The organism is Porphyromonas macacae DSM 20710 = JCM 13914, from assembly GCF_000379945.1.
Lineage (GTDB): Bacteria > Bacteroidota > Bacteroidia > Bacteroidales > Porphyromonadaceae > Porphyromonas > Porphyromonas macacae.
Genome location: NZ_KB904140.1, coordinates 1 through 21,670 on the forward strand (window position 1 = coordinate 1; position 21,670 = coordinate 21,670).

At 42.9% G+C, this 21,670-nt stretch carries 20 protein-coding genes; 3 read left to right on the top strand and 17 right to left on the bottom strand.

The window, feature by feature from the left end:
* The 7 genes from A3GI_RS10800 to A3GI_RS0106560 all read right to left on the bottom strand — a co-directional run.
* Window positions 1–156 (bottom strand): DUF4372 domain-containing protein (locus A3GI_RS10800; protein WP_018360663.1); only part of this gene is annotated, 156 nt, incomplete at its 3' end.
* Window positions 157–358: 202 nt separating this feature from the next.
* Complete coding sequence (locus tag A3GI_RS0106535) at window positions 359–2,506, bottom strand: S46 family peptidase (protein WP_018360664.1); 2,148 nt, start codon at window positions 2,504–2,506, stop codon at window positions 359–361.
* Between the two features lie 13 nt (window positions 2,507–2,519).
* On the bottom strand, window positions 2,520–3,914 hold the full coding sequence (locus A3GI_RS0106540) for a DUF389 domain-containing protein (protein ID WP_018360665.1): 1,395 nt from the start codon (window positions 3,912–3,914) through the stop codon (window positions 2,520–2,522).
* Window positions 3,915–3,931: 17 nt separating this feature from the next.
* Complete coding sequence (locus tag A3GI_RS0106545; RefSeq protein ID WP_018360666.1) at window positions 3,932–5,425, bottom strand: lipopolysaccharide biosynthesis protein; 1,494 nt, start codon at window positions 5,423–5,425, stop codon at window positions 3,932–3,934.
* A 35-nt stretch (window positions 5,426–5,460) separates the two neighbouring features.
* Entirely contained in the window at window positions 5,461–6,492 is a 1,032-nt protein-coding gene (gene ruvB / locus A3GI_RS0106550; protein ID WP_018360667.1) for a Holliday junction branch migration DNA helicase RuvB, read from the bottom strand.
* Between the two features lie 119 nt (window positions 6,493–6,611).
* On the bottom strand, window positions 6,612–7,091 hold the full coding sequence (locus A3GI_RS0106555) for an S-ribosylhomocysteine lyase (RefSeq protein WP_018360668.1): 480 nt from the start codon (window positions 7,089–7,091) through the stop codon (window positions 6,612–6,614).
* A gap of 12 nt (window positions 7,092–7,103) precedes the next feature.
* Complete coding sequence (locus A3GI_RS0106560; RefSeq protein ID WP_018360669.1) at window positions 7,104–7,805, bottom strand: 5'-methylthioadenosine/adenosylhomocysteine nucleosidase; 702 nt, start codon at window positions 7,803–7,805, stop codon at window positions 7,104–7,106.
* 261 nt (window positions 7,806–8,066) lie between these two features.
* On the opposite strand from A3GI_RS0106560, the gene A3GI_RS11245 reads away from it, so the two are divergent.
* Window positions 8,067–9,158: a hypothetical protein gene (locus A3GI_RS11245; RefSeq protein WP_154647830.1), complete on the top strand. Its 1,092-nt coding sequence runs from the start codon at window positions 8,067–8,069 to the stop codon at window positions 9,156–9,158.
* A 429-nt stretch (window positions 9,159–9,587) separates the two neighbouring features.
* On the opposite strand, the gene A3GI_RS0106570 is transcribed toward A3GI_RS11245, so the two are convergent.
* The 9 genes from A3GI_RS0106570 to A3GI_RS0106610 form a co-directional block, all read right to left on the bottom strand.
* Window positions 9,588–10,169 (bottom strand): LutC/YkgG family protein, encoded by a 582-nt coding sequence (locus A3GI_RS0106570; RefSeq protein WP_025079662.1) that lies wholly within the window; start codon window positions 10,167–10,169, stop codon window positions 9,588–9,590.
* 2 nt (window positions 10,170–10,171) lie between these two features.
* The gene (locus A3GI_RS0106575; protein ID WP_018360672.1) at window positions 10,172–11,545 is read right to left on the bottom strand and encodes a lactate utilization protein B; all 1,374 of its coding nucleotides are present in this window, start codon (window positions 11,543–11,545) and stop codon (window positions 10,172–10,174) included.
* Window positions 11,542–12,282: a (Fe-S)-binding protein gene (locus A3GI_RS0106580; RefSeq protein WP_018360673.1), complete on the bottom strand. Its 741-nt coding sequence runs from the start codon at window positions 12,280–12,282 to the stop codon at window positions 11,542–11,544. The genes A3GI_RS0106575 and A3GI_RS0106580 overlap by 4 nt, the downstream gene beginning before the upstream one ends.
* A gap of 46 nt (window positions 12,283–12,328) precedes the next feature.
* Complete coding sequence (locus A3GI_RS0106585) at window positions 12,329–13,894, bottom strand: L-lactate permease (RefSeq protein WP_018360674.1); 1,566 nt, start codon at window positions 13,892–13,894, stop codon at window positions 12,329–12,331.
* Window positions 13,895–14,333: 439 nt separating this feature from the next.
* Window positions 14,334–14,882, bottom strand: a complete 549-nt coding sequence (locus A3GI_RS0106590; protein ID WP_025079666.1) for a DJ-1 family glyoxalase III — start codon at window positions 14,880–14,882, stop codon at window positions 14,334–14,336.
* Between the two features lie 37 nt (window positions 14,883–14,919).
* Entirely contained in the window at window positions 14,920–15,771 is an 852-nt protein-coding gene (locus A3GI_RS0106595; RefSeq protein WP_018360676.1) for an energy transducer TonB family protein, read from the bottom strand.
* A gap of 4 nt (window positions 15,772–15,775) precedes the next feature.
* Window positions 15,776–16,195: an ExbD/TolR family protein gene (locus tag A3GI_RS0106600; protein ID WP_026215984.1), complete on the bottom strand. Its 420-nt coding sequence runs from the start codon at window positions 16,193–16,195 to the stop codon at window positions 15,776–15,778.
* Window positions 16,192–16,878, bottom strand: a complete 687-nt coding sequence (locus A3GI_RS0106605; RefSeq protein ID WP_018360678.1) for a MotA/TolQ/ExbB proton channel family protein — start codon at window positions 16,876–16,878, stop codon at window positions 16,192–16,194. Before A3GI_RS0106605 ends, A3GI_RS0106600 begins: the two co-directional genes overlap by 4 nt.
* Window positions 16,879–16,926: 48 nt before the next feature.
* Entirely contained in the window at window positions 16,927–17,646 is a 720-nt protein-coding gene (locus A3GI_RS0106610) for a pyridoxine 5'-phosphate synthase (RefSeq protein WP_018360679.1), read from the bottom strand.
* Between the two features lie 167 nt (window positions 17,647–17,813).
* Here A3GI_RS0106610 and A3GI_RS0106615 point away from each other — a divergent pair, with 167 nt between their 5' ends.
* Both A3GI_RS0106615 and A3GI_RS0106620 read left to right on the top strand, forming a co-directional pair.
* Window positions 17,814–18,674 (top strand): NAD(+)/NADH kinase, encoded by an 861-nt coding sequence (locus tag A3GI_RS0106615; protein WP_018360680.1) that lies wholly within the window; start codon window positions 17,814–17,816, stop codon window positions 18,672–18,674.
* 38 nt (window positions 18,675–18,712) lie between these two features.
* Window positions 18,713–21,370, top strand: coding sequence for a transglutaminase domain-containing protein (locus A3GI_RS0106620; RefSeq protein WP_018360681.1), 2,658 nt, complete (start codon window positions 18,713–18,715; stop codon window positions 21,368–21,370).
* A gap of 84 nt (window positions 21,371–21,454) precedes the next feature.
* On the opposite strand, the gene A3GI_RS11805 is transcribed toward A3GI_RS0106620, so the two are convergent.
* On the bottom strand, window positions 21,455–21,670 hold a 216-nt coding region (locus A3GI_RS11805; protein ID WP_018360474.1), incomplete at its 5' end, for a transposase.

Consider the following 21,670-nt stretch of genomic DNA (forward strand, 5'->3'; position numbering starts at 1 on the left):
GTAAAGCATGACAACCAGATGGGTCCAGGCATCGAAACGCTTGATGTACCTTTCTCCTGTGTGTGTTCGGCTATGTTGGAGGACTTGAGACTTGTCTAAGAGGTGGAGCAGCTGACTATAGATGGGCTGTCCGAAGAAATGCTTACTTTTACTCATCGTTACCTTGCATTGGTTTGGCGACAACAAAGTAACGAAAAGAGGGCTGACTTCCTGATACAGGAGCCAGCCCTTAATTTATTACTTCAAAAATTTTTATCGGACACCAATAATTCCAAATAATAAAGAGGAGCATGCCGTTGTCGGCATACTCCTCTTTCGTTTTCCGGGCTTTATCTTTTAAAGACCTCGAATGATCCTGTTACTTCATCAACTTAAGTTCTTTAATAAGACGAGGACATTTGCCCCACTTATCGATTGTCCACAACACATAGCGAATATCTACGCTGATCGTACGCTGCAAATCAGGTTCAAACTCGATATCACCACTCATGGCTTCCCAGTTTCCGTCGAAAGCCAGACCGATGAGGCGTCCATTCTTATCAAACACAGGACTTCCGGAGTTTCCTCCCGTAATATCGTTTGTGGAAAGGAATGCGATGTGTAAATGACCGTCTTTGGCAGCATAACGCCCGAAATCTTTTTTCTTGATGAGATTGAGAATTTCATCCTGAACGTTGAATTCATAAGATTTGGGATCGTATTTTTCCATAATACCCTTCTCTGTTGTATAATAACTAAACCAAGTAGCATCGGATGGTTCGTAACCTTTTACAGAGCCGTAACTCATACGCATGGAGAAGTTCGCATCACTTGGCATCTGACGATTGGGATCCATTACCCTGCGACCCGCAAAGTAAAGTCTGTTACCTTTGCTGATATCCATGGTTGCTTCCATGGTTTTATTATTAATATCCTGCAAAATATTACGAACCGAATTGCAGAATACAACGGCGGGGTCATTAGCAAGTTTTGCCTGCAACTGGTCTGCCGGAAGTTTCATTACCTCATTCAACTTATCGGCATAAGGGATAATACTGGTATCGAACAGATGGTCGGCATAGGCTTTGTAATCGCCTCCGTAATCTTTGTCGATGGTGATATAAATATCGGGCAGATATTCGGCTGGGACACGCTCTTTGACAACCTTAAGCATGGCCGGCAATACTTTTCTATCCAATGACGGAAGATAATCTTTGTAAACATTTTCGTTCAGATGTTTAAGCAACTCCGCCTTACTTGAAGGTGTCATTGCAGCCATATTGGCATACAGAGCTATCAAACCAACTTCGGCGCCGGTCAGAAGAGCTTCTTGAATATAGGTTTGATTTCGTTTGAACGAACCGGAATTTTCGTATCCGTTTTTGAGCAAAGACAAGGTCTCTTTATATTGCTCGCCTTTCTTATCGGTGCCGGTCCATTTCTGAAAAGCATCTTCTTCCATTCTTTTTCTATCCAAAACGCGCAATTTTTCGAGCCCCCGGTTCATACCGATGGAGTTTTTCCAATAATTGGCACTCTGGGCATATTTAGAGGCATATTTGATACGCGTAGCCTGATCTGCGCTCATGGCTTCCTTCCAAATCTCCTGTTTGATGCCTCTTACTTCAATACGCGGAGTATTGGTGTTATCTATACGGCTCCGGATGCCCCATGAAGGAATATAACGGGATGTGCTACCCGGAAATCCCACGGTCATCGCATAGTCGTCTTTACTAACTCCGGCAAGAGAAACTGCTGCATAATATTTCGGACGGAAGGGTTTATTTTCCTTGTTATACCCGGCAGGTTTATTGTCTTTCCCGGCATAAACGCGAAATACGCTGAAATCTCCGGTATGGCGAGGCCACATCCAGTTGTCGGTGTCACCACCGAATTTACCGATGGAGCTGGGCGGAGCAAAGACCATGCGAACGTCTTTGAACACATCGTAAGCAATCATGTAGTAAGCATTATTGGCATAAAACGGCTCCACAATAACCTCTACATTGTCACCCAGTTTGTTTTGCTCTGCGATAGCTATTTTGCTACACAAAATCTTGGCTTTTTGCAAGCGTTCCATTTCTGTTTTACAAGAGGTCAAAGAATCTGTTATTTCTTTGGTCACGTCTCTTACAGAACGCAAATAACGAACTTCCAATCCTGCTATCGGAAGTTCCTGAGCAAAGTTTTGGCTTACGAAACCGTCACGCAAATAATCGTGATCCACGGTACTTTGGCTTTGGATAGCCTCGTAACCGCAGTGATGATTGGTAAAGATCAATCCCTCGTTGGATACGGTTATACCGGTACAGCCATTGCCGAATATTACCACTGCATTTGTAATGCTCGGTTTATCAAGACTATACAAAGAGTCTATCGGCAACTTAAAGCCCAACTCCCTCATGCGCTCAATATTTTGCTTATTGAGCTCGCTCATAATCCACATCCCTTTGTCCGCAAAAGCTCTAAAGCCGAATACGACCAAAAGAAGAGAACTGATCAAGAATAATTTTAATGTTTTTCTCATTTTGATTTTCAGTTTAATTATCTAATACTAATCTCACATATTTAGAATTTGTTCTGGCTTTCAGCCATTCGGTCAACTTCTCAATCTGCTGTGTGCTTATTTTATCTTCCGGTTTAACCACGATAAGCAGCACAGAATCGCGTCCCATAGCATACTGAGGAGTGGGTGCAAGCGTCACATCACTGATTTTAGGGAAGAGCAGTCTGACCTCCTGGTTTAATTCCATATTGATAGAAAAGAACTTATCGTAATTCTTAACCATGTTTGTCAGTGAATCTATCGAACGTTGCTGTTCCTGTATAATCCTCGCACTGTTATCATAAAGATCTTTCAGGACAACCGTTTTCAGTTCGTTCACATTCACATCCTGCTTGTCAAACCCCTGTTTGATATTCAGTTGTACATTTTTCAAACCATATTCAGGCATCAAACTTCGCAAACTATCCAGATACCTGGCATCCAAAGATGAACCGATCAAAACGGCATCGATCACATACCTGCCCTTTTTAGTCTGAATGCTACTCTTGATAACCTGATTATGCACAGAGTTCAACTGTTCATCAATAAAACGCTGAGCCGATTGCCGCGTAAAAGAGTCTTTGACAACCAAAAAGCCCAGATAAACACTCGGAATAAATGTACATAGAGCCAATGTCGTGATAAGCTGGCGCACTTTTCTCTCACGTTTCGGGTCGGTCATGGCCTTACGGGGGAATCTCCTTAAACGCACCACTAAATAAGTAGCAATAGCGATAAATACGGAGTTGATAATATACAGGTAGAATGCACCGAAGAAGAATGACCAGTTAGCCGTAGCAAGGCCGAAACCTGCCGTACAGAGCGGAGGCATCAAAGCAGTAGCAATAGCTACACCCGGCAATACGTTACCCTTATTCTTCGACGCATTTGCCAGAATGCCGGCAAGACCACCGAAGAAAGCGATAAGTACGTCATATATCGTTGGTTGCGTACGAGCCAAAAGTTCGCTTTGCACATGGCTAAGAGGGGTAATCAGGAAGTATAGCGTAGCCGTAATGATACTGATAAGGGTCGAGACACCATAGTTACGCAATGAACGGCGCATCAGGGGCAAATCATAAATCCCCAGAGATAAACCCAAGCCGATAATAGGGCCCATAAGCGGGGAAATCAACATCGCACCGATAATAACGGCCGTGGAATTTACATTTAGTCCTAAAGAAGCAATAAAGATGGCGCAAATCAGAATCCAAAGTTTGGTACCCTTGAAATCTACATCGGCCTTTATCACTTCTATCGTCCGGAAATCATTTTCCTTATCCAGATTCAAATCGAAAACCTGTTTGAGAAAATCCTTAAAGCGAATAATCATGCTGCGCTCATCTGCTTCCGGCACCAGCTCTTTCTTTTCTATTTCTTCACTGTTCATATATTTACTAATTAGGTCTATTTCTTTTTGATATACTTATTTACAATCGGTATCTTATTCAAATCCACATCTTTTTTTACCGCCACCAGGATAAAAACGAGTAAAAGCGGCGTACAAGCCAGAGCGCTGAGCAGGGAGTTGGCTATAAAATGCCGGATAAGATAGCTCAACCCAACAAGCCCTCCCGTAAGCAAAGCATAGAAAGCAGCATTGCCCAACTTGTAATTTACCGGGAAATAGCGCCTTCCGATAACATAGCTCAATACCATAATTACGCCGTTACTGATAGCTGCAGCCCAGGCACAAGCCATAAAACCATACAGAGGAGCACCTATGATAATAATGAGCACCGTCATAACGCAACCGATAACAGAAAAAACAGCACCCCAAATCGTACGGTCGGTAACTTTGTACCAAACTGAAAGATTATAATAAATACCAAACATCTGAAGCCCCAACATAACCCAGGGTACCACCGGCAAACCGGGATAAAAAGGAGGGCTCACCATATACTTCAGAATATCCAGATAGCACATGACGCCCAAAAAAACAAAACAGGTAAAAATGATATAGTACTGCATGACCTTGACCAAAGACTTCTTTTGCTCTTCTTCACTCTCTCGAGTCTTACCGAAAACAAACGGATCATAAGCATATCTGAAAGCCTGCGTAAGCATGGCCATAATAATTGCAATCTTGTAGCAAGCCGCATAAATCCCCAATTGAGATTTTCCGACCGATGGGTCATCGAAAAGCATCGGGAAAATAATCTTATCGGCCTGATTGTTAAAGCTACCGGCCAAACCGAGCAACAAAATAGGCCAGGAGTATTTGAGTATTTCCCGAATCAACGATCTATTATACCCTCCCCTCATCTGTTTAGCCCAATAGGGAGAAAGCATCAATAACTGGATGATGCAACAAATCAAATTAATGTAAAAAACGAAAGGCACCATATCTGCCGGCTCCCGAATGATTTGCCAGGCTTTGAGTTGTGGAGTAAAAATCACCCACAATCCTGTCAGAAGCAGAGTAAGCAATATAAATGTGACACGAATACTCATAAACTTCCAGGCAAGCCCTTTATGACGCAAATATGCAAACGGAACAGACATAAAAGCATCCATGCCGATGATGGCAAATAGCATCGCCACCATTTCAGGATGATTCTGATTGTTCAAAAAATTACTTACCGGTTGCATAAACACGATGCCCAATATGATAAAAAAGAGAGACGAAGAGAGCAGCGTGCGCAGTATCGTAGAGTAAACTTCCTCCTCTTTCTGCCCGGGCTTATTGATAAACCTGAAAAAACCGGTTTCCATACCGTAGGTCAGTACAATCATCAACAGTGTAGACCAGGCATAGAGATTGGACATGGTACCCATTCCCTCGGTCGTAAGAATACGACTGTACACGATGGTCATTAACCAACTCAGCAATTTTACCGAGATTGTGGTCAGACCGTAAATTGCGGTATCTTTTACCAAAGAAGCTGTTGTTCCTGCCATATCGGCTTAAAATCTTAATTAACGATAAACCGTTATCAATCGAACAGATCGTTTTGCCTGTATTTAGGTTGCCGCCCCAAATGTATATAGGACAATTCGGTCACTTCCCGTCCTCGTGGAGTTCTTTTCAAAAACCCTTCTTTTATCAGAAATGGTTCATATACCTCCTCCACCGTTCCCGGATCCTCACCCAAAGCGGTGGCTATGGTCGTAAGCCCAACAGGTCCTCCGGCAAATTTATCGATGATTATACCGAGAAGTTTGTTGTCTATCTGATCCAGTCCGTAACGGTCGATATTAAGTGCTTCCAAGGCATAGCAAGCAATGGCTTTGTCTATTTTTCCCGTACCTTTAACCTCGGCAAAATCACGCACCCGGCGAAGCAAAGCATTGGCGATACGAGGAGTTCCGCGACTTCGACCTGCAATTTCCCGTGCAGCCTCTTTTTCACAAGGCACCCCTAAAATGCCGGCCGACCTCAATATAATATGCATAATGGTATCCACATCGTAGTACTCCAAGTGCATATTGATCCCGAAACGTGCTCTCAGCGGGGCCGTAAGCAAACCGCTGCGAGTGGTAGCGCCGACAAGCGTAAACGGGCTTAAGTCTATCTGAATGGACCGTGCACTCGGCCCCTTATCCAACATAATATCGATGCGATAATCCTCCATGGCAGAATACAGATATTCCTCGACGATAGGACTCAAACGGTGTATTTCGTCAATGAAAAGTACATCGTTCGGCTCGAGCGATGTCAACAATCCGGCTAAATCTCCCGGTTTATCCAATACAGGTCCGGATGTAATTTTTATACCGACATTCAGTTCGTTGGCAATAATATTAGATAAGGTCGTCTTGCCCAACCCGGGGGGGCCATGCAAAAGCACATGATCCAAGGCTTCTCCTCTCTGTTTGGCAGCGGCAACAAAAATGGACAGATTTTCCACCACTTTATCCTGTCCGCTAAAACTGCTGAAAGAAAGCGGTCTCAGTGCATTTTCTATCTCATTGTCATCCGTGCGGCACTTGTTCTGCTCTTCACGAATGTCAAAATCTTCTATCATAGAATACCCTCTCAAAAGATTTATGTCAGCCCTTAAAGCTGCATATCAAAGCATAATGAAACAAAGATAATCAATACCCCAATAACACTCTCTATTACAACCGTTGCAAAGAAAAGAGCTTATTCCGGATAATTCAAATTCTCCTCCGTTGCTACATCCAAAACCTCCGACAGATACTTGGCTGCTTCATATTTAGCCATGGGAAGATTATGAAGTAAACAATTTCCGCAGTCTCTGGGTTGAGTGCCGGGAATTTCTCCCTCAAAATCACGAATAAATCTGAATGTCTCTCTCATCAAAGGCAGAATATCCGCCGGGGTATAATCTCCACGTATCAGAAAGTAGTTTCCCGTAAGGCATCCCATAGGCCCCCAATAGATAATACGATCTTTATATTCGGGCGTGTTTCTAAGATAAGTGGCAGCCAAATGCTCTATGGTATGAAGTTCGGGAACTCCTAACACAGGCTCACGATTTGGTTCCTTCATGCGGATATCGAAAGTCGTTATCGTTTCTCCGCCCACAAGGTCTTTTCTCGACACATATATTCCACGCTTCAGAGCTGTATGATCGATTACAAAACTCGGTATCTTTTCCATAACTTTTTATAATTACTTGATGGTATTCAATAATAATTTGATCGTTTCAAAAGATTTCAGAGAAGCTTCTTTCCAAAAATTTCGATATTGGCTGTAATTATCTTCTTCCCCTGCTATATCGCTAATGATGCGAATAGCAATGAAAGGAACGCCATAGAGATAAGCCGTTTGTGCAATAGCCGCAGATTCCATATCAACAGCCAAAGCCTCCGGAAAGGTGCGACGTATGAAATTAAACTCCTCCACAGAAGATAAGAAACGATCGCCACAGCAAATCAATCCCCGGTGAATATCCGCTCGCTCCGGATTCTTAAAGTCATTCAATAACTTTTCCGAAGCTTTATAGTACAAAGGATAACCCTGCACCTGCCCCCACGGAATATCGGCACCACAGGAAACATCGTGATAACAGACTTCGGTAGAAACTACCGTATCCATTACTTTGAGGTTTTTGGCAAGTGCTCCACTCACGCCGGTATTGACCAAATAATCCGGATTAAACCGTTTAATCACCTCCACCGTACATAAAGCAGCAGATACTTTTCCGATACCGCTTAAAGCCAATATCACCCGCATACCGTTATAATTACCCACCGTGGCATGGAAAGAACCGTCTACTATCCTGTCGGGAGATTGCAGCAAATCCTCCAGCAATGAAAATTCTTTCTGCATGGCAATAATAATGCCGATTATTTTCACTTTCGAATCAAACATGATTTTTCTATCTACAACCTTAAGGTTTCGCTTTCTCTATATTATTTCTCAAAGTTACTCATAAGGTGTATAGATACAAGAAGTTCTTCGACCCCAAATAACGCCTGCCTCGAACATTTTTGAACCGCAAATCTCCCTCAAAGCAATTTTTCTCCCTTATATTCGGTTTATATAAAAAAACCAAACTACAAAAACACGATGAAAAAAACTGTTGTTTTATTTTTCACATTAATCATTTCTCATTGTTTTCACAAGAATATAATGGCTCAAGAAAACAATATCCGATGGACTGATTTCCCTGTCGAAATCAAAAAGATCAGTCCGGAAGTCTATGAAAAAGTTCAACGTAAATTCTCAACGACATATAATCCTGAAAAAATCACCGATTTCAAAAAAGTGCAGGAAATACTCAAAGGCATAGTGGAATTTACAGAAGACGAAACACCCTCCGTAAATAAAATACATTTTAGAAATGGAGGTATTTACAAGAATAATGGGGATGAAAATTATTTCATAGCATATTATCCCGAAGAGGATATTTTACTTTGTGAAGGCGAACATACTGCCGATGTATGCTATGACTTAAAAAACTCCTCAAAACATCATGTGGGTAATCCCGACCTTTTCGTATACTCTCCCCAAAAGACATTTCGATTGAGTGCCTGTCATTCCGGACAAGAATGCGACATATATGCCATCGAAAAGAAAACTCACAAGGGATTTCAGAAACACATTGCATTGAGCAGTTTATTCAATGCACTTAAAGATGTCGACAAGGAATTCTATGAAAAACTTTGTACCGTGGATGCTGTTTGGAGCGATGAACAGAATCTTTTCCTGAACTCTCACCATTACAATGAAAAAGGAGAAAAAGAGAGTAATAATTTTTACCAAATTACGTTCAAAAACATCCCCGTACTCTCCAAAGAAGCTTGGAAAGATTTTCCCTTCAAAACCTCTTTTCCTATAAATGACAGCACAAACATCCGCAATTTCAGTGAACTGAAGGTTTTAGAAAACAGTATAGTGGAGAGTCTCAATTTACGCGGTTTATACCCCTATTCCAAAGATTTCAGAATTAATTATCGAATACCGTTTTCGGAAAAATTCACTTCGGTTGTTATCACATTCATGAATGGAGAACATGAGCTTTACAACATGCTATTCACCATTAATAATCAAGATGAAATCATAGACTGGCTACAAATCGGTTACGACGAAGTAGCGGAAAGCATATCTCAAACTGAAAGTAAGATTAGCAAAGACAAGATTATTTTGCGAAACAGGTACAATGATTCTGAGAATACAGAGACTTTTAAGATTACCCCCGAGGGATACTTTATCTTAGAGTAAAACTCCGTACAAAAGACTTGATTCTGCCGGTATAAATCGAGAGTGGTCCTAAAACAAAAAGTGTGTCAACCTGAAATGGATTTTAGAAAAAACAGTGTAAATTTAATCGCAAACTTAACCGCCCCGAGTGTCAACTTTTTTCAGTACACGTCAAAACAAAAATTCTCTGCCTGATGGCTAAAAATTCTTCAGGCAAAGAAAAAAAATCCAAGTTAACTTCGTCAAAAATCCATTGCGCTAAGAATTTTTAGCCATCAGGCAGAGAGATTCGGATGCCGTCAAGAGAAAAATAGATAAAAGAAAAAGACACGTCAGACTGTGTACACGGCTCCCCATTTATATACATACAAAAACCCCTCTCAACAATCTTCTAATCTGATTTGATCAGAAAGTGCTGAGAGGGGGGCTTTTACAAAGAAAAATAAATCCTTATCTCAATATCACCAAAGCACTGCGTGCACCGTGTGCACCGATAACCAGTGCCTGTTCTATATCCGCTGTCTTGGAAGGACCGCTGATAAAACCTCTGAAAGGTTTATCGGAAGGTTGAACCCGCGCATACCCCTCATGCATATTGTTTACCAGAGCATCTTTGGGGATAACGATAACGAGGTTTTCAGAAATGAAGCATATTGCTCTCTGCTCCATAGTTTGCTCAATCCACACGCAGCCGTTTTCACAGACACCAAACACTCCTTCGATCACCGCCACATCCGTACCGTTCAACTCTGCGGCTTTTTGTACCGTATCAGGGTTATAAGTAGCACAAGTTATTTCCGGCATCACCGAAGCTATGCGCTGTGCATCTGGATAATGCGATTTGATGACATCATTGATATCCTCACCGTCTTTGAGCACAATGGCATCACCTCCTACGGCTTGGGATATGGTTATAAACTGTTTGGTTTTATCCTCATAGGTAATTCCTTTCCAATTCGCCATAGACGGGCGTTCTTCTTTTGCCTTCGTGTGCAACCTTATGCTGTCCAGAATTTCTTTTCTACTACTCATAATCATTTCTGTTTTTTGTGATTTTCTTTCCACCATTTATTAAATGATTGCTTTGCAAACTTCGGCAATTCACGCCCTTCTCCCCAAGCATTCAGCCCATTATATATCATCGGGCGCGGCATCCCGTTAACCATGGATGCACGATTGATGGCAAAGTTGAAGCGGAAGGGGCTGTCCATAACAAACTTCATACCCTTAGACATCAACTTCTTCTCCTTATTTGCCACACCCAATGGAGCTAAATTTTGACGCCAACGATAAATCTGTTCTCCCAAATCTATCTTGACGGGACAAACGCAAGAGCAGGAAAGGCAGAGAGTACAGGCGGATACATTATCGTAGAATTTCAATGGAGCTTTGAGCATACCGAGATTGATTCCGATAGGTCCGGGGATAAAATATGTATAGGAATATCCTCCCGAACGGCGGTATACAGGGCAGGTATTCATACAAGCACCGCAACGGATGCAATTGAGCGTCTGCATATGTTCCTCATTGGCCATGATATTGGAACGTCCGTTATCTACAATAATGTAATGCAATTCTCCACCGTTATGAGGACGGCTGTAATGAGAAGTATATGTAGTACTGGGTTGACCGGTAGCCGATCTAGCCAAAAGGCGTGTAAAAATTCCCAGAGCATCCAGATCGGGAATAACTTTTTCAAGACCGAATGTACAGATATTCAGTTTCTGACAGCTCATTCCCATATCGGCATTCCCCTCGTTAGTACAAACAACGACCTCTCCGGTAGAAGCAATGGCAAAGTTACCCCCGGTCATGGCAGCATCGGCAGTAATGAAATCGTTACGAAGACTCTTACGCGCTGCACGGGTCAGATAGGTGGGGTCATAATTACCTTTCTCGGTATCCCATTTTTCATGGAACAAATCGCTTACGGCCTCACGTTTAATGTGAATAGCCGGCATAACTATATGACTGGGCGGAATTTCCATCAATTGCAAAATACGTTCGCCCAAGTCTGTTTCTATAACGTCTATTCCCCGCTCAATAAGATAAGGATTAAGCTCACACTCTTCTGTGAGCATGGATTTACTTTTAACAAACTTCTTTACATTGTGCGATTGAAGAATGTCATAAACAATACTATTGTGTTCCTCGGCATCTTTTGCCCAATGAACAATGACACCGTTTTCCTGTGCCTTTTTCTCAAATTGCTCCAACAATTCGCCAAGATGGGTTATACTGTATCTTTTCATATCATGAGCCAGCTGGCGTAGCTCTTCCCATTCAGGCACTTGCCGGCTCTGATTATCTCTTTTCTGTCTTACCTGCCAGAGCGTCTCGTTGTGCCATTTCGCCTGAGGCTTATTGCGGAGAAACTTGGCGGCTGCTTTTGAATGTTTCGTACTCATAAGTTAGCGGCTAAAATTTGAACTGCATGAATAGTTTTAATAGAAAGTTTCTCCCGGTCTATAACCCCCTGCATGTGCATGAGGCAAGAACTGTCTGCTCCGGTTATGAACTCGGCACCGGTAGACATATGGTCGAGCACTTTGTCATGCCCCATGGCACAGCTTACTTCCGGCTCCTCTACCGAATACATTCCTCCAAAACCGCAACACTCGTCGATATGCTTAGGCTCAAATACTTGGATGCCCTGTACCATCTCCAAAAGGTTTCTAACCTTATTGTTGTATGGAAGATTGCGCTCGCTCGGCGTAGACAAATCCAATTCGCGCACACCGTGGCAGCTGTTGTGTATACTTACTTTATGAGGGAAAGAAGAAGGAAGCGATGTTATCTTCAAATCATCATGAATAAATTCGATTACATCGCGTATTTTACCTGCCGACTCGCATTTATGTCCCTCGGACTTTGCTATACCGGGGTGGAACTCACGCACAAAAGCCACGCAACTGGCAGACGGACCGACTACAACGTCATAACCTTTGAATAAACGGTCAAAACGACTGACTAATTTCTTGGCCTGCAATTGATAACCTGCATTAGCCATAGGCTGCCCGCAACAGGTTTGGTCCTCCGGATAGTCTACATCAACGCCTAAGCTTTTGAGCAGTTTATACGTAGCAATACCTACTTCCGGATAAACAGCATTAATGTAACATGGAATAAATAAACCTACTTTCATTGATTTATTGATGTTTAAAATTGATAATAAATAGTTCAGTATAAGATCACGCCAGAAAGAAAACCATGGCACCTGCAATAATCACATAGAACAAGGCATATGGCAAGGCAGAACGTAAAATCTGACCTTCAGTACCTTCTTCCTTACATGCTGCTGTGGCAATAGCGATACTCTGCGGGGAAATAATTTTGCCGCCCGTTGCACCGGCTGTATTTGCCGCTGCCAACCAATTTGTATCCACATTGATATTGGCAGCTACATTGGCTTGTAATTTTCCAAAAAGAATATTGGATGAAGTGTCGCTGCCGGTAACAAATGTACCTATTGCACCAATCAATGGCGCTACTAACGGATACATGGAACCGGTGGCATCTGCCAAAGCCTTGGCTATAACCAGAATCATGCCGCTGTAAGTCATTACAGAACTTAACGCAATCAGGCTGATAATCGTAACCGTTGTTTTTCTGAGCCCCACAACTGTCTTGGCAAAGACAAGAAAAAGCTGTTTAACACCTAATCCTTGAATAAGGCCACCTAAAAATGCACCTAAGAACAACATTAGAGCAGCATTGCTAAGCCAAGCAAACTGAAAGAATTTACCTTCGGGATAGATAGGAAGGTGTATTTTAGAAACAGCAATCTGCTTTAATCCTTGTCCGATAGGACCGGATAAAGGGCTTGCCAGAATGATAAATACCAAAATAAGAGCATATACGCTCCAAGCTTTGATTGTTTCTGATGCGGTGTATTTATGAACGACCGCTTTCTGTTCTGTTTGATTTTCTTTACGCTTAAAATACCGTTCTTGTATCTTGGCATACGCTACAATAACAATAATAGAAGCAATACTACCCAAAATAGCAGGTGTTTCGGCTCCTAAATAACGAGCGGCTACATACTGAACAGCCAAAGAAACAACTCCCACAATCAAAGCCAAAATCACATTGGATAACTGCGCTTTGGCTCTGCGATCCGTAAGGAACAGAATGAGATAAGGAATAATAAACATCAGTAAAGACAGCTGAACAACCACATTTGCACTGATCTGCTGTACAAGCTCTGTGGAAGCTGCACCGTTTGCCACTTCATTTGCCAGAGTAATAACGGGCACTCCTACTGCACCGAAACCAGTGGCAACACTGTTGGCCAACAAACTGACTAAAGCTGAAAAAGCAGGTTTGAAGCCTAAACTGATCAAAATAGCAGCAGGAATAGCCACGGCTGTTCCGAAACCGGCCATACCCTCCAGCAAACCGCCGAAGCCCCAAACTAAAAGCAATACACGAATGCGGGGATCATCCGAAAGTCCGGTAAACTGAGACTTGATAATCTCAATCTGTCTGGATTCCAACAGTACATTGTAACTGAAAATAGCCATAAGGATAATTAGAAGAATGGGAAAAACCGCTTTAAGAATCCCTTCCACCAAAGCCCATCCAACACCTGAGACTTCGAATGCTGCAGGAGCAAAACCCATCGAGGGGGCAACCCACAACCCGATAATAACCGTTAATACAAGTGCTATCAGCGCCGATTTATCTCCTGATAGCTTGAAACCCATCATACACACGATAAGTGCCAAAATAGGTAAAATAGAAATAAGGATCTCCATAACAAAATTTACTTTTGGTCGTTGTGTTTATGTTATAGTCTAAATATTCGGCAATTTAGAAATAATATTTTACAAACAAACCCTAAAACTCCAATCAACGACGCAATAAGTAAAAAATAGCAAACAAAAAACGTCATTTTGTCAAAAAACAGTAGGGTTTTCGTCTTTTATTCTTAATTAAATATAAAAATACGGAACAGGTATTTTCAGAAAAAGAGCATTCAAACAAATAACAAAGAAAAACAAAGCCTTTCTCCTTAAAAAAAATTAATAATCCAAAAACGTGTGGCTCCAATTTAACTATGTGGCCTGAAAAAGGATGTCATCTTTAATATCACCCGATATATTATAAAAATAGACTGTTTTTAACGTCCTGCCACAAAAAAAGCCCAACCTCTTTTTTAAGCTTAGGCTTTTATTTGTGGAAAAAATTCTATTATCAACTGATAAGCATACCTTGTGCCACTTCTTCGGCAACATCGCCCCCTCTAAGGTATGCCAGAATAGCCAAGCCGAAGCGGTATGCAAAGGCCGGTCCTTTACCGGTAATGATATTACCATCCTGCTCCACCGGTTGTCCGGTAGCAAGAGCTCCGGTCATTTCAGATTCGAATCCGGGATAGCAAGTAGCTTTTTTATTTCTCAAAAGTCCGAGATCTCCCAAAACCATGGGAGCAGCGCAAATGGCTGCGACCAAACGGCCTTTGGCATACATGGCATCGACCAAAGAGCGAACGGTCATATCTTTCTTGAGATTTTCCGCTCCGGGCATCCCTCCGGGTAAGATAAGAGCATCGGCCTCTTCTGCTTTCACATCCGGCAAATAAATATCGGCCTTTATTCCTACACCATGCGCACTTTCCACAAAAGTATCGCCCGTAACAGAAACAATTTTTATATCTACCCCTCCTCGTTTCAGTACGTCAATCGTACCGATAGCTTCGGTTTCCTCAAAACCGGGTGCTAAAAAAATAAATGCTTTTTTCATTGTTGTAATGTTTATATTGATAAATTCGACCTTATCCTTATTGTACATCGAAAAGATAGGTAATGATACCTCGCTGATCGGTTCCTCCGGGTATCTTGTTAAATCGAGTGGCTTTAGCGGCCTTAACTGCAGCATTACGCATATCAGGATCGCTAATCTGAGTTCCCTGCGGCTCGACCCACGCATCAGTTACCTGCCCCTGATTATTCACAACGATACGAACACGTATCTTACCCCGAATTGCTTTTACATTATTCGGGCGAGTCGGATACCCTCCGTTCGTAATAATAGTACGTCCATCCAGAGAGTAGCTGTCTCCACTCCCTCCGGGAACACCTTGATTGCCTTTTGCTTCCATACCCGTCCCCTGGTTGCCACTATTTGTCTTTTGTCCGTTAAAAGCGCCGGCCACATTACTGCCCACTTCACGACGGATTCGTTCCCGTTTTTCCTGTTCTTCCCGCTCTTTACGTTTACGCTCTTCCTCCAATACCCTTTGGCGTTCTTCCTCTTTTTTTCGCTTGGCAGCCTCCAACTCTGCAGCACTGATTTGATTTGAATTATTTTGTGTTACCAATTTTTCTATTTTAGGCATTCTTTCAGGCGCAGGAGCCGGCTTAGGTTGAGGTGGATTAGGTACGGCCTCTCGCGGTGCCACATCTTGATGCTCTTGTAAGCTCCCCAACGGTTCGAGCTCGCCGGCCGACAGATCCACATTTCCGGCATTAATCAAAACCAATTCGGGAATCTGTGGCTTTTCGGGCACATTGGCTCGAACGGTAAACCATAAGAGCATACCCAGCAAAAAGGCATGAAGCAGGAGGGTTATCCCCAAAGCCTTCAGATTTCGCTTCAATCCGGCTTGTCTTCTCTGCTGTTCTACATTCATAATCTTAACGGTTTCCTTGTGCCTGAGTAGCCAATACGATCTTATATTGTAGCGGTGCTGCAATATTGATTACGGCAACCACCTCACGATAAGAAACGGCCTGATCTGCATAAATGGCAAGATAGGATTCAGGATTTTTCTGAGCATAACCTTGCAATGCAGGGGCCAATTCTTCAAATAAAACTTCATTGCCTTTCTCCTGCCCGAAAGCCAAAAAGAAACGACTGTCCTTACTAACCGTTACACGAACGGGAGGGACTTCGGGCGGAGCTTGCTGCCTGGATGAAGGCAAATTTACCTTGATGGCATTGGGTACTATAAGAGTACTGGTAACCATAAAGAAAATAAGCAGCAAGAAAATAACATCGGTCATCGAAGCCATGCTGAAAGACTCGTTGACTCTTGTTTTTCGTTTAAGACTCATACGGCAGGTTCATTAAGCAAATCCATAAAAGCGAGCGTTTTGGTTTCCATCTGGTTAATAACCTTATCCAAGCGGGCAACCAGGAAATTATAAGCAAAAAGAGTAATGATACCCACTATAAGACCCGCTACCGTGGTTACCAAAGCTTCATAAATACCATTGGACAATAAAGTAACATCTACTCCGGCCTGCCCCGCATTGGCCATATCGAAGAAAGCCCGTATCATACCCGTTACCGTACCCAGGAAACCGATCATCGGTGCACCTGCTGCAATGGTAGCCAGAAGAGCCATACCATTCTCCAAGCGGCCGATTTCAATATTACCTGTATTCTCTATTGTTACGAGAATATCGTTCATTGGCCGCCCAAGACGTGTTATTCCTTTATGAATCATCCGGGCATAAGGTGTATCCCTATCCTCACACAAGCGGATAGCCGCATCTATTTTACCTTCATGAATGTAATCTTTAATCCGATCCATAAAAGAATGATCTTCCCTGCCGGCTGCCTTAATCTGCAAAAGTTTGGCTATGAACAGATAAATGGCCAGCACGGAAAGAGCAAGCAGTACGATCATGATCCAGCCCCCTTTGGTAGCCAAATCGAAAACGGACAATTCAACCGGAGACACGGTCGGCGTATTGATTATTTGAGATAGAGAATCTGTCAGAGAAGTATTCATCGTTTATATAATAAGTTAGTAAAGTAATCTGATAATCGGTCTTTATAATCAATTAAATTCCAATGCTCTGCGATAGCGTGCTATCGTCAATTCCAAACCATCGTAAATCGCCTCGGAAATGAGAGCGTGTCCGATAGAAACTTCATCTAAATACGGTAATTTACGAGCAAAGAAATTAAGATTTTCCTGATTCAAGTCATGCCCGGCATTCACCTGAAGTCCCAAATCATGAGCTTTTTGTGAAGCCCGGACAAAGGGCGACACGGCAGTTTCAGCATCAATGGAAAAACCTGCAGCGTAAGGTTCTGTGTACAACTCTACCCGGTCCGTTCCGGTTTTTGCAGCCCATTCCAGATTTTCTAAATCCGTTCCCACAAAAATGGAAGTACGCACGCCAAAACTCTTAAAATGTTTAATCAACTCGGAGAGATGTTCAAAATAAGTTTTAGCATCCCATCCGGCATTGCTGGTCAACACATCCGGAGCATCAGGAACAAGTGTTACCTGTGTGGGTTTTATATCTTCAATCAGTTTGATAAACCGGTCGTTGGGGTTACCCTCGATATTGAACTCTGTTGTCAGAACCTTTTTTAAGTCATAAACATCCCGATAGCGTATGTGCCGCTCATCCGGTCTGGGATGGACAGTAATCCCCTGTGCCCCGAATCGTTCGCAATGCAAAGCCGCCTGTACCACATCAGGCATATTTCCTCCGCGTGCATTACGCAGTGTAGCAATCTTGTTTACGTTAACGCTTAGTTTAGTCATGGTTCTATTTTCTTATATTTGTGCATTGAGCATATGATTTAGTTGTACGCCGGAAGCATCTTTGATTTGCTCTTTCTACAAGTTTGTATTCAAACCAATAGCTTGCAACCAAGCCGATTGGTGCAAATATAACGTTAATAATCGGGAAACTCAGACCAGTTAATGCTATGATTCAAGTTGCAGTTTTTGGCAGTATACACAAAGCAAATCAAAAAGAGCTGTTAGAGCCTCTTTTTGATAAATTCAATCGCCCGGACGTCACACTGTATATAGAAAAAGACTTTGCTTCAGCCTTGTCCGAATCCGGAAGCCTCCCTCATTCATATAACGTATTAGATTTAAGGTTATTACCTAAAATGAATTTTGCCATCAGTTTAGGGGGAGATGGAACCTTCTTACGCACTGCACACTGTATCGGCATTTCGGAGACTCCTGTTTTAGGCATAAATATGGGACGACTCGGCTTTCTGACCGAATTGGATTCCTCCGACCTTTCACCGCTCGATAAGCTCTTTAGTGGCAAATACACCGTTGAAGAAAGAACGAAATTGCAGATTTTTGCGGATGAGAAACTGCTGGGTGAAGTATTGAATGAAGTGGCCATCCTAAAACGCGAAACCGGTTCAATCATCCAAGTTAAAACCTTTCTCGGTGAAGATTATCTGGCGGATTACGATTGCGATGGTCTTATCATTTCCACACCTACCGGATCCACGGCATACTCGCTAAGTATCAATGGGCCTATCATGATGCCTGACAGTCCTTCGGTCATTATAAATCCGATTGCCCCGCACACCTTGAATATGCGCCCATTGGTCATCTCGGACAAACAAATCATTCGTCTGGAAGTCGAATCCAGAAACAATACTTTTCTAACCGTTTTAGATGGAGAAACCTTACCGCTCGATTGCAATACTCCCGTTAAAATACAGTTATCGCCGAACCGTGTACGGGTTGTTAAACTGGGTAATAGATCATGGCCGGAAATGTTACGACGGAAACTGATGTGGGGCGCCTCCGTACGATAAATGCGATATTAAAATCCAAATCCTTTATACAATCCATAATGAAAACAAAAACACTATTCTATTTTTTTGTCCTTTTAACAGGACTGTCTGTCTCTCCGGGATGTTCGCAAAAAGACGAACACTTCATTACCGACAGTCAATACAGAGCCACGGTACAGGAAGATCTTAAAATCCGCAAAGAGATCATGGGAGAAGAACTTTTTGCCGACATTTTCAACGATTCGCTGAAACTTATGGAACGTGAAGCCATGGAGTTTCTTTATGCTTACATGAATACGGCAGATATCGCCGATTATACGCCTGAGTTTTACCTGAAAAATATTCGCTCATCATTCAAAGCACGGCAAGAGATGACATGGGGAAAGAATGTTCCTGAAAAACTTTTCACACACTTCGTTCTTCCCGTGCGTGTAAACAATGAAAATTTGGATGAAAGCCGCATGGTTTTCTACAACGAACTGAAAGAACGTGTCCAAAACCTGAGCATGAAAGAAGCGGCTTTGGAAGTCAACCACTGGTGCCATGAAAAAGCCACCTATGCCCCGAGCGACGGACGCACTCGCAGTCCCCTATCCACAGTACTTAATGCACTCGGACGTTGCGGTGAAGAATCTACATTCACTGTAGCGGCCTTACGCTCGGTAGGCATACCTGCCCGTCAGGTTTACACACCACGTTGGGCACATACGGACGATAATCATGCCTGGGTGGAAGTTTGGGTGGACGGAAAATGGCACTTTATGGGTGCCTGTGAACCGGCAGCCGACCTGAACAATGCATGGTTTAACAGTTCTGTGGTTAGGGCAATGCTCATTCACACCAAAGTATTCGGACGCTATGACGGGCCGGAGGAAGTTCTTTATAGCACAAAAAATTATACGGAAATCAATGTCATCGACAATTATACGGAAACGGACGAACTTTCGATTAAAGTGGTGGATATAGAAGGAAATGCCGTGGATAACGCAGCTGTCAGGTATTGCATTTACAATTATGCCGAATTCAATCCGGTGGTAACCAAATATACGGATGTTTCCGGAGAATCTTCTCTGCGCATCGGTAAAGGGGATATGCTGGTATGGGCTTTCAAAGACGGCAAATACGGTTACGCTGTCAGCAAAACGGATGAACGCACTCAACTAATCATTACATTAAATGATTTTGGAGCAATGCCCGAAGAGGTATCATTCAAAATCAATCCACCCACAGCAGCAGCCCTTCCCACCACAGCTACACCGGAACAGGCCGCAGAAAATGAAAAACGTCTGATTTATGAAGATTCCATCCGCCATCGTTATGAAGCGACCTTTGCTTCGGAACAAAGCATCGAATCTTTAGCCTCAAATATCGGTATAAGCAAAGAACGTATTGCTTCATACTTAAAAGCTTCACGCGGCAACCATGCAGCTATCGAGAAGTTCCTGCTTGAAGCTGAAAAGAAAGAAAAAGCCGTGGCTTTACTTTCTGTGATTTCAGAAAAAGACCTGACGGATACGCCCCTGGAAAAGTTGCAGGCCATTTATTCGGAAATGCCGGACACGGATAACGAGTTTTCTCTCCGTCATGTGGCCAATCCCCGTATCGGAGTGGAATTGCTCACAGCCTATCGAAGTGATATACTCAAAGCTTTTTCTGCAGAAGAACAAGCACAAATCCAAACAAATCCCACACTGCTTGCAGAATGGATCGGCAAAAATATCAAACAGGACTCAGTCTATAACAGTCAACGTATGATTGCCAGTCCGCGCGGTATATTATCTATAAAATGGGCCGACAACAGGAGCACAGAATATTTCTTTGTGGCAGCAGCTCGCAGTCTTGGCATCCCATCGCGCATAGACCCGGTTACAGGAAAAGTTCAGTACAGCATGCCGGGAGCTATGGAATGGGTAGATATAAATTTACAACAGCAAACGTCTTCAACAGCCCCCAAAGGTATGTTGAAAATGCTTTACAAACCCACGACAGTATCACCCGATCCTCAATATTACAGCCGTTATTCTTTGGCCTTTATCAATCCAGACGGAGCATTAAGAACTTTGGAGTACGACTGGGACGGCGGATTAGGATGGAGCGATCTATTCAAGACACCAAGAGCCGTCGATGCCGGAGACTATCTGCTCATCTCCGGTACACGTATGGCCTCCGGAAGTGTCTTGTGCAATATGAAAAAAATTAAAGTGCCCGAAAACAATGATATATTATCTGTTCCCCTGATCTTGCCACAAGACAGTACGGACATTCAGGTTATTGGCTCTATCAATGCGGAACAGACTTATCACGATATAGCAACGGGGGAAGAAAAGACAATTCTCTCTACCACAGGACGAGGATATTTCGTCTTAGCTGTATTGGCTGCAGGACAAGAGCCTTCCAATCATGCCCTGAAAGATATCCAATTACTGGCCAAAGAATTCGAAACATGGGAACGTAAACTGATACTTCTTTTCCCCGATGAGTCGAATTATAAACGTTTCCGCAACGAAGAGTTCAAAGAATTGCCCAATACGGTTGTTTGGGGATGGGATCTCAACGGAACAAATGCCAAAATGATGGCTACCGCAACCAATCTACCCAACACCACGGAGCTACCGATCTTTGTTATTGCCGATACCTTCGGACGTGTAGTATTCGTTCGTCAAGGGTATACCATCGGGTTGGGAGAACAGATGATGAATGTAATCAGAAGATTGTAAATCTTTCTTCTTTTTCTCTAAAGAAATGGGGCTGTGTCAAAATGAATTTTGGCGCAGCTCCTTTTAGTTTTGGTTTGGGGTTGGTTAAGCCACCGGTTTTAGCCTTTGAGGGATATTTTTGTGTTTTTCGAGGAGGTGGAAGCGCATGAGGCCGAGATTGAGGGTTGATATAGGTCTTTTGGGAGTGTTTTTCGCCTTTCGAGCAACCTTAGCACATAGTTTCTTCAGATTAAAGGCCATAGCTAGAAAGGCGAAGTCCATCTTGACCTGCTCTAAGCCCATATGTCTGAAACGCCGATA